We start from the raw sequence: 7,980 nt of genomic DNA, 5'->3' as shown, positions 1-7,980 counted from the left end.
TGGGCGACCGTCCCTGCAAGTGACGAAACCAGAATATTAAAGATAATGTTGACGGTTCTTCTATCCTCCTTTGTTTTGGCGTTTCACAACATTACTGTGCGAGTTTTGTTTTCAGAACATCTCGTACTGGGTTTATTTTTACTTGGTGGATACGTTAAACCGGATTTACAGAATTCATTCTTACTGATGTTCATGCGAATGCTGCTTGTGGTTCCACTCATGGCATCTCTAGCATTCAAGCTATATCCATCTGCTTTTAGAGAATTCCGGGAGTTGTTCAGGCGCGATCGCACTGATATTCTGATCCTAGCGTTTAGCTGTGGGGTGCTGATGTTTGTCTATATTGCCTCGCTCTACATTGCCATTGGCTTAATTCCCACTGGCATTGCTATGACTCTGTTCTTCACCTATCCCGTATTTACAGCACTGCTGGCTTGGAAGTTTTTTGGCGATCGCCCCACACTCTATCGTTGGCTAGTGATGGGTATTATTCTCGTAGGCAGTGTTCTCACCATTCCTCAATCTTCGGCTACCTACAGCAGTTATGACATTGCGATCGGCATTCTCGCCAGCGTTGGTGCAGGAATTGTTTATGCCTTCTATAGTGTTATCGCCCAAAAATGTTTAGAGAAATTCCATCCAATTCCTTTTACTTGGATCGGGTTTGCCTCTACTTTGCTGCTTTCGGGTGTTAGTTTGCTATTCTTTGCGCCTCCCAGTGCTCAACTTGATTGGACACCAATGTGGATTGGCAGCATTTTTTCGGGTCTAGTCAGCTTTATTGGACATACTCTCAACAATCTGGGGATTAGGATGATTGGTGCAACTACCGCCTCTATCATTGGCTCTAGTAGTCCAGCATTGACAGCGCTAGTTGCATGGGTAACGATTAGTGAAACTTTAAACGTAATTCAAAGCTTGGGAATTGGTGTTGTCACATTAGGGATTGCGTTGCTGAGTGGAGAAAGCTTTATTCAATCGTTCAAAATCAGGAGTTAAATTTTGGTTAAACTATTTGGTCTATCGCATCAATCATAAAGGTTTGCACAAATGCTGTCGTCCCTATGATGAGTTTCAGTACGGCTAATTTCCTTTAAATGTGCGATCGCACTCTCACGAACAAATCAAGGATTGAGTAAAGTGGATTTATTTGATTGGAATGTATTAAACTCTAAATATGTCGTCAAAGATAGATGGATATCAGTAAGAGCCGATACTTGTCAGATGCCTGATGGCAAAATCGTCGAGCCTTATTATGTTCTGGAATATCCAACATGGGTAAATGTTGTAGCTTTAACCAAAAATCAGGAAGTTGTCTTAGTCAAACAATATCGGCACGGTCTACAAAAAACATTTTTAGAATTACCTTGTGGTTCTGTAGAAACAGAAGATATTTCACCTATTTTGGCAGCTAAACGCGAGCTATTAGAAGAAACAGGTTACACTAGCGATAATTTTCTTGAAACTGGCGTATTATCAGCTAATCCAGCTAATCATAATAATCTTACTTATTGTTTTTTAGCCACAAATGTAGAAAAAATAGCTGATTTAAATTTAGATGATACGGAACAAATTGATTTGGTATTATTGCATTTAGAAAAAACTATAGAAATAATTGAAAGTAGAATTTTATTGCAATCATTACATATTAGCTCCTTATTTTTAGCTTTAAAAAAGCTTGGCAGATTGCAACTATATTAATCAGTTTAGGTGTTTCACCATTTATTTATCCGCGGCTTCGCACAGAATTCCCCGAGCGAATTCTGACTCCTGAATCATGTTTGATAATTTTAATTTATTAAATTAAACAAAAATAATATTTGTTTTTATTAATTTACTTATTTACAGTAAATATTAAGTCTTGAATTAAGGATTTCTATAAAAGCCAAGACTGCGAAGTACAAAGCGAGGAAACTAATGAATAAACCAACTTTCAAAAAATTAACTAATTGGATAATAACTGCTGTATTTCTAGTACTTGTAGTCGGATTTTCTCTGCTCGATCAGCCTAGTGCCAAAGCTCAATCAATACCAGCACCCATAACTACACCATCTGCACCTGCTCCTATCACATCTGTAGCTGACAATGTTAGGCATTTATTAAAAACTAACGAATGTTTTGGCTGCAACTTAATTGGAGCGAAACTTAAGGATACAAACTTACAAAATGCAAATTTAGAGAATGCGAACTTGCAAGGTGCGGATTTAGAACGAGCAAACTTACAAGGAACTAATCTGCTAGGTGCGAATCTGGAAGGTGCAGATTTAGGCAAGGCAACTATCATCGGCGCAAACTTAGAGAATGCGAACTTATTTGATGCGGATTTAGAGAAGGCAAATCTCACAAATGCAAATATAGTCGGAACAAATTTCCAAGGGGCTGATTTAGAAAAAGCGATCGCACCGCTAGGATTGATGACTCGCTAAAAAATGCCTTTAGCCACAACAAATTTGAGTTTGGTAGGGTGTGTTATCGCATCAGCGTAACGCACCCTACTAGACTGTTCGCTCTCTACATCAATAAATTAAATTTTGTGTAGCTATTTATTAATGACTCATTTGCAATAATTGATTTGTATGAGTATCTTCATACTTCATAACTTTTTCTAGCACTGCTTCTCTAATATTGACGAATGCTTCACTAGCTCTGTCTCGCGGACGCGACAATCTTACAGGTAAATCTAAGGCAATCCGTCCTTCTTCAATTACTATCACTCTGTCTGCTAAGGCGACAGCTTCTTCTACATCATGGGTGACTAAAAACGCCGTAAAGCCTCTTTGTTGCCACAAATCTTCGATTAAATGTTGCATTTCTAGGCGAGTTAACGCATCCAATGCTCCTAGAGGCTCATCAAGTAGTAATAGCTGTGGTTGACTCACTAATGCCCTTGCTAATGCTACTCTTTGTCGTTGTCCTCCAGATAACACATAAGGCCATTCATCAGCTCTATCTTTCAGGCCAACTTGTTCTAATACCCTCTTAGCTTTTGCACGCCAATTTTCTTCCAAACCCAGACCGACATTTTCAATTACACTTTTCCAAGGTAGCAAGCGAGGATCTTGAAACATTACTCTTACAGAGTGACTGAGCTTACGTAGCGGTTCTCCATCTAACAATATGCCGCCTGTAGTGGGTTTATCTAACCCAGATACGAGGCGCAGTAAAGTACTTTTACCACAACCACTGCGCCCCACAATCGCAATAAATTCTCCTGGTGCTACTTCTAGATTTAAAGACTTTAAGACAGTTTTATTCCCGAAAACCTTGGTTAAATCTAAAATATTTAGTTGTGTACCTTGTATATTTGCAATCATTTGAATTTCTCCTTCATTTGATGAATTATCGAAGCGGATTTCTCAGAGCGTGAATTACACAAGCTTTGCCTGTTAGCAGGGATAAAGCCTGTTTTATTTACCCATTTTCAACTATTGACTTCAGCTTTTAACCAGCAGATTTGTAATTCGGATTCCACGCTAAGAATTTATTTTCTAAGGCTTTTGCTATGGAATTTGCTAATTTACCTAGTAGTGCATAGATGACAATACTTAACACTACAACATCTGTTTGCATAAACTCACGGGCATTCATTGCCATATAACCAATACCAGAATCTGCTGCTATTTGTTCGGCTACAATCAACGACAGCCACATAATACCCAAGGAAAACCGGACACCAATCAAAATCGAAGATAAAGCTCCTGGAAAAACAATTTGCCACAAAAGCTGCGGTGTTTTTAAACCATAAACTCTACCCATTTCAATCAGTCCAGGATCTACACTACGAATTCCATGATAAGTATTAAGATAAATTGGGAAAAATACACCTATAGAAACTAGAAATAATCTAGCTTGATCGCCAATCCCAAACCATAAAATTACTAGGGGAATTAATGCCAAGTTGGGAATAGTACGAAGCATTTGCAGAGAACTATCTAACAATTGTTCTGCAATGCGAGAAAACCCAGTTAGTAATCCCAAAATAAAGCCAATACCACCACCAATGATAAAACCAGATATAGCGCGTGCAGCACTGATTCCCATATGGTGAAAAAGTTCTCCAGTTGAGGCTAACTTATATGCTGTGATAACTACGCTACTTGGTGCTGGTAAAATTCTGCTGGAAAGTAAACCAGTTTTAGAAGATATTTCCCATATTAATAGCACTATAAAAGGCACTATCCAAGGGATGATTTGATCGGCATATTTATTGTTAAATATTGCTTCTAGAGATGTTACGTTACTTTTAGTATTTTTGAGGATAAAAGTCATAAGGTGCTAGTGAGTTGTTTCACAAAGTTGCTATTAATGGCTATTTTGTCAAAAGGCTGAAAACTTGGCATTAGTGGAGAATAAGCGAGAATACATGCTTTGTTGTTAGAGGATTTCGGACTTTAAATACTGCAACCCGACCAAATTACCGTAGTTTACAGTAAAATTTTACACGAAATTAGGTAAAAATCAACCCCTATATAGATAATCAAAAGAAATGGGAAAGACAAGTATTTGTGCTTAGTTGCAGGCTTTTAGCATCATTGGTTTGCTAGAAAGTAAAACTAGTGCGAAGAACAGCTACCCCAATCGGATCGTTGGCATTGTTATGTTCGGGGTTGGTAATTAGATAAAAACTTGGAGTAATTCTAATATTGTCGTTCACTCGGAAGGTATAGAAAGCCTCTAGGTGCAAAGAAGTATCTGGATCTTCTCGACGAGCAGACACGGGGGTAAGGCGATAATCATTGCTAGTCACTTTCGGTGGTACACCAACGATGATCCCACCAACATTACCTTCTTTAAACAAATCTGGAAAACCAAAGGTGAGCGCGCCATTAATAATAGTTGCATCACTATCACCATTAGTTAGCTGATTAGCGAGAGTATAACCAAACCAACCTCCTAAATGAAAGCGAGGACTAGCTCTCCAGTTAAATTCCAGCCCGAAATTATCAGTTGCGGTAGAGTTTTGCCCAAAAGGATTTCTGGCAAAGGCGCTACCCGTACCACCAGTAATGTTAAAAGCCCCAGCAGCAAAGTATTTATGGGTATAGGTAAGACCTATATCTAGTTTACGGCTAGGCGATAAGGTTAATTGAGCAAGTGCTGCATAAGTGTTACTAAAAAGTCCATTTTCCGGATTATTAGCTTGTGAATCATTTGCTATATAACCTAGGTTTAGTTGCAATTGATTGCTAAATTTGTATCCAAAGGCTGCGCCAGCACCATCAAACCCAGGTCGATAGACAGTAGGGTTGAAGGTTGCAAATCGGGAAGCAGCACCATTTATCCCACCAACGGAAGCATTTAAGGTTGGTGTAAAAACAGCTGGCTGAAGTGCTCTAGGGCCTACCCAAACAGTAGCTTTTTTGCCTAGTGGAAAACGATATACCAACTGAGAAATATATACTCCTTCCCTACCATCAGTATCAAAGGTAAAACGGGTCATGGCTGTTCCCGTATTACTTGTCAAATTAGGAATGTTATTACTTGTTAAAATTGTTGTTAGTTGGTCTCTACCGCTGAAGCTAGTTTGAAAGGAAAGTCTAGTGCGGTAGCCAAAAAAGGTATTGGTACTATCTTTAGTGTCATTGGCTGGTGTATTATTGGGGCGATCGCCAAATGTATCAGCCACCACAAATATCGCATCACCTACTAGCTTGGTGGTTGTAGAAAACTGATTGGCTTCTACCTTGGCTGCACGTTCTTCTAAAGTATCAAGCCTACCTCGCAACGCTGTTATTTCTGATGAAAATTGTTCTTGCAATCTTTGCAAGATAGACAAGTCTTGCTTTGTCACTAAATTTTCAGTGCTAGTAGCAATCAATTCGTTGATTCGGTTCAGACAAGCATTCAACCCAGCCGCAAATTCGTAGCGTGTTATAGCTCGGTTTCCCCGGAAATCACCATTTGGATATCCAGCTATGCAACCATAACGCTCAACTAAAGACTGTAACGCCTGAAATGCCCAATCTGTAGGCTGAACATCAGATAGCTCTGAAACAGATGTTACTTGTGCTAAAGGATTGTTTTGATTTGTTGAAGTTTGCTGCGAAAGTAAACTTTCTTTTGGTTTGATTGTTTCTGCATTGGCGGCTTGATTCAATTCAGCCTGAGTTGGTTTAATCGCATGAGTTGCGCTATTTGGAGAAAATTCCTCAATCTCTGATTTTGGCTCAGATAAATTCGGCGTTTGGGCCACACTCATTGCTGAAGACAGAATGATAAATCCATTCACAAGAGCTGGGATAACTAGCCCGTAATTCCACAAAACTTTAAACATCGGTTATTGAGTTATGCACAGAAAATCAGCAAATCTTTGATTGCTAGCACTACAAGCAATATGACTTATACCAATTCGTAATTAAGAAATTCAGATATGGTCTGGATTTCAAAGTCTGAATGTGTTGTCAGATTTTAGAGAATTGGTATTACGCAGTGAGACAAATTTAAAACTTGAATTAGCTTGATTAGTAGCTGCCAATAAACAACTAAAAACTTATCGGTATTTAGTTGTTTATCTGTTATTTTTGGATATTTGCATAATTTAGTGGAAAAAGCAAGTATCTTTGGATATAAATTTTTTAATGTTTTATTAACAAACTTGTGTTAAGGGGACTTGCATTTTGATTGCAAGTGTGAAAAGCTTTGTTAAAGAACAAACTACGGTAACTCAATCCATTTACAGTACTTTATAGAAAATCCACCACAGGATTTTATTAGCTAACTACGAAGCCAGAGCCACAAACAAATATTGATGGGGTGAAGAGCGATCGCTTCTTTGAAGCAAGTAGTAGTGAAACTCCCGCTCGATGTTCTAGATGATTCAAACAACTAGAGAAGAACGCCGCAACTATCGGACTACCCAAAGACTAATAAGAATAATTGTCCTAGTAGCCAACACCTAATTCCCAATGCCCAAATATAAATTGATTAACCGAAAAATCAACTTATGACCCAACTGAAAACACTTCCTACCTACGACCCAACATTATTTGAGGGTGCTGCTGAGAGTTACGCTGAATATAGAACTAAATACCCACCTGCTGTATTTGACAAACTCACCGAAATATTTAATCTCAACGGTCAGGGACGACTTTTGGATTTGGGTACTGGGCCGGGGTTAATTGCCATCCCCTTACGAACCAAGTTTCAGGAAGTAGTTGCGATCGATCCCGATCCAGAGATGCTCAAAGAAGCGCAACGCCAAGCAGCCGCTGTAGGAGCAAATAATATTACTTGGCTAGAACAAGGAGCAGAACTAATTGGCCCTAGTTTGGGGGTATTTAAACTAGCGACTATTGGCAGAGCTTTTCACTGGATGGAACGCGAACTCGTACTCGAACGCCTTTATGAATTGCTTGCAGATGATGGGGCGATCGCACTACTTAACACTGGTGATAACCCTTGGGTAAGCTCTCTCCCCTGGAAACAAGCTGCCATTGCAGTAGTAAAAAAATGGTTAGGTGAGGAGCGTCGAACTGGACAGCGAGGAAAAGGCACTCGTAAACCAGTCGATCCTCCTCACGAAGTCGTAATTGCCAATTCAGCTTTTGCTCGCCAGCAAATATATGAAGTGCCATTTGAAAAATCCTGGACAGTCTCTAGCTATCTTGGCTACCTATACACCACAGCCTTTTCTTTGAAAATTTTTTATGGCGATAAAGCTGAAGCATTTGAAGCAGATATCAAAGAAGCATTGCTAGCAGTTGAGCCTTCAGGACATTTTACAGAAGAACTCAAAGCAACAATTCAAGTAGTTTGGAAGCATTAATTTAAATGCGATCGAGCCACAAAGTTTAACCTAACCTCTCATCATCCTGCTTATAGAGTAGGTGTCAGCCTACTCTATTTCCTACAATTTGCCAAACAACAATAGACCTCTTGCAAAAAGCACTTTTGCAAAAGGTGGGAAAAGGGAAAAGGTTAAAGGTTAAAGGGGAAAGTGAAAATACCAAACATTTCCCCCTTTCCCCCGCCCCTTATCC

General features: G+C 39.2%; 7 protein-coding genes. 4 read left to right on the top strand and 3 right to left on the bottom strand.

All coding sequences use genetic code 11. From position 1 onward, the window contains the following. The 3 genes from I8752_RS29795 to I8752_RS29785 all read left to right on the top strand — a co-directional run. Positions 1-999 (top strand): DMT family transporter (locus I8752_RS29795; protein WP_225895995.1); only part of this gene is annotated, 999 nt, incomplete at its 5' end. A gap of 141 nt (positions 1,000-1,140) precedes the next feature. Then, positions 1,141-1,701 carry an NUDIX hydrolase gene (locus tag I8752_RS29790; protein ID WP_214435816.1) on the top strand — a complete coding sequence of 187 codons (561 nt, stop codon included), beginning with the start codon at positions 1,141-1,143 and terminating at the stop codon, positions 1,699-1,701. 216 nt (positions 1,702-1,917) lie between these two features. Then, positions 1,918-2,427, top strand: coding sequence for a pentapeptide repeat-containing protein (locus I8752_RS29785; protein WP_214435815.1), 510 nt, complete (start codon positions 1,918-1,920; stop codon positions 2,425-2,427). Positions 2,428-2,547: 120 nt separating this feature from the next. Here the strand turns inward: I8752_RS29785 and I8752_RS29780 are convergent, their stop codons facing one another. From I8752_RS29780 to I8752_RS29770, 3 genes are all read right to left on the bottom strand, one after another. Continuing rightward, positions 2,548-3,315: an ATP-binding cassette domain-containing protein gene (locus I8752_RS29780; protein WP_214435814.1), complete on the bottom strand. Its 768-nt coding sequence runs from the start codon at positions 3,313-3,315 to the stop codon at positions 2,548-2,550. A 127-nt stretch (positions 3,316-3,442) separates the two neighbouring features. After that, on the bottom strand, positions 3,443-4,270 hold the full coding sequence (locus I8752_RS29775; RefSeq protein WP_214435813.1) for an ABC transporter permease subunit: 828 nt from the start codon (positions 4,268-4,270) through the stop codon (positions 3,443-3,445). 271 nt (positions 4,271-4,541) lie between these two features. Further along, entirely contained in the window at positions 4,542-6,275 is a 1,734-nt protein-coding gene (locus I8752_RS29770; protein WP_214435812.1) for an iron uptake porin, read from the bottom strand. A 669-nt stretch (positions 6,276-6,944) separates the two neighbouring features. On the opposite strand from I8752_RS29770, the gene I8752_RS29765 reads away from it, so the two are divergent. Then, on the top strand, positions 6,945-7,766 hold the full coding sequence (locus I8752_RS29765) for a class I SAM-dependent methyltransferase (protein WP_214435811.1): 822 nt from the start codon (positions 6,945-6,947) through the stop codon (positions 7,764-7,766). Positions 7,767-7,980 lie beyond the last annotated feature (214 nt).

It is taken from the genome of Dendronalium phyllosphericum CENA369 (assembly GCF_016056275.1).
Classification (GTDB): Bacteria; Cyanobacteriota; Cyanobacteriia; order Cyanobacteriales; family Nostocaceae; genus Dendronalium; species Dendronalium phyllosphericum.
Note: the sequence above shows the minus strand (reverse complement) of the source record. Positions and strands in the feature narration are given on the sequence as shown.

Bases quoted from the DNA above. Each gene is read 5' to 3' on its own strand.
- I8752_RS29785 (WP_214435815.1), top strand. From the start codon at position 1,918: ATGAATAAACCAACTTTCAAAAAATTAACTAATTGGATAATAACTGCT.
- I8752_RS29780 (WP_214435814.1), bottom strand. From the start codon at position 3,315: ATGATTGCAAATATACAAGGTACACAACTAAATATTTTAGATTTAACC.
- I8752_RS29775 (WP_214435813.1), bottom strand. From the start codon at position 4,270: ATGACTTTTATCCTCAAAAATACTAAAAGTAACGTAACATCTCTAGAA.
- I8752_RS29770 (WP_214435812.1), bottom strand. From the start codon at position 6,275: ATGTTTAAAGTTTTGTGGAATTACGGGCTAGTTATCCCAGCTCTTGTG.
- I8752_RS29765 (WP_214435811.1), top strand. From the start codon at position 6,945: ATGACCCAACTGAAAACACTTCCTACCTACGACCCAACATTATTTGAG.